We start from the raw sequence: 1,449 nt of genomic DNA, 5'->3' as shown, positions 1-1,449 counted from the left end.
AAAGCTTCTCAAATGGGTGCTGGCTTCTTCAACAGTAACAGCGACAAAAACAAACTGGAAAGTGTGACGATATCGAGTAGTGATAAAGACGGTTCACCACTGAATGTAGGAATAGTTGCAGACAAAAACAGTGTAGTCGCTTTAAAAGATGTAACCGTCACTCAAGTACAAAATGCCATAGTTGCAGATGACCACTCTACAGTAACAGTCTCTGGTGGATCATTTGAGGCGGAAGAGGAAACAATATATGCTCAAGGCGGCAGCACCATTATTTTAACCGATGGCGCACAAATTACCTCATCCGGGAACAATGGGCTCCATGCAGAGGGTTCCAATTCCACCATCACAATGACGGAAGGAAAAGTTACGGGTTCACGTCAGGAAGAAATTCTGGGAGAAAATCAGGGAAAAAGTCAGGCAGCAATATTTGCTCAAGATGGTGGACATATTAATGTTACGAATGTTTCTCTCTCAATGGCGACGACTTTCGGATTTGGTGCAAATGCCACTGACTCCGGTAGTGTGATCGAATTGCATGGGACAGAAATTAATAACACTGTTGTTGGGCTTTATGCAACAAACGGTGCCACAATTAAAATGACTGGAGGAACCATTACAACTGTTGCATGTGGTGCTACCTTTTATAACAGTAAAAGCGACGAAAATAAATTGGAAGATGTGACAATATCGAGCAGTCAAAAAGGTGATGCGTGGATGTTTACAGGATTAAATTCCCAAGCAAGCAATGTCACTTTAAAAAACGTACACATTACAAATGCAGGCTTAGGTGCAATTGCAATGGATCATTCCAAAGTCACAATATCAGGAGGATCATTTACTGGAAGCATTGCAGGGATACGTGCAGAGAGCGGCAGCTCTATTATTTTAACCGACAATGCTCAAATTACATCATCTGGTGATTATGGACTCCATGCAAGCGGTTTAGATTCCACCATCACAATGACGACAGGAAACGTTACGGGGGACAAGGCAGCCTTGACTGTTGAAAACGGTGGAAAAATTGATGTGACAAATGTTTCTGCAACAGCAAAGAATAACGGCATAAAATTTGAAAATCCTGAGGAAAATACAATCTCAGAAATCAATTTAACCAACACAAAGCTTCACGTTAAAAACGGTATTGGAATTAACGTAAATGAGTCAACCGGCACAGTTAATCTTGGCAAAAAATCAGAAATCCGTTCTGATGTTTTATTAGTAAGCAAAGATTCAACTAAAGAAAATCATTTCATTTTTACACTCAATTCTGATGACTCCATATTAGAGGGTAGAGCCAAAATTATTAACAGCCCTAAAACAATCTTTGATCTGAAAAACGAGACAAAATGGATGTTGAAGACCAGTACAAACGAAAAAGATGATAAGGGCAATCTGCTTGATATTGCTCAAAGGTCACGTTCTGATGTTTCTGTGCTTAATCTTAACAAC

1 pseudogene is annotated in these 1,449 nt (G+C 39.9%); it reads left to right on the top strand.

The features are described 5' to 3' along the window. Positions 1–1,449 (top strand): annotated as a pseudogene (locus tag ABD915_RS07510) (autotransporter outer membrane beta-barrel domain-containing protein); the annotation flags it as partial.

The sequence above is a fragment of the Bartonella jaculi genome (genome assembly GCF_039543045.1).
GTDB lineage: Bacteria > Pseudomonadota > Alphaproteobacteria > Rhizobiales > Rhizobiaceae > Bartonella > Bartonella jaculi.
The sequence above is the reverse complement of the archived record's forward strand: the minus strand, read 5'-3'. Positions and strand labels throughout refer to the sequence as shown.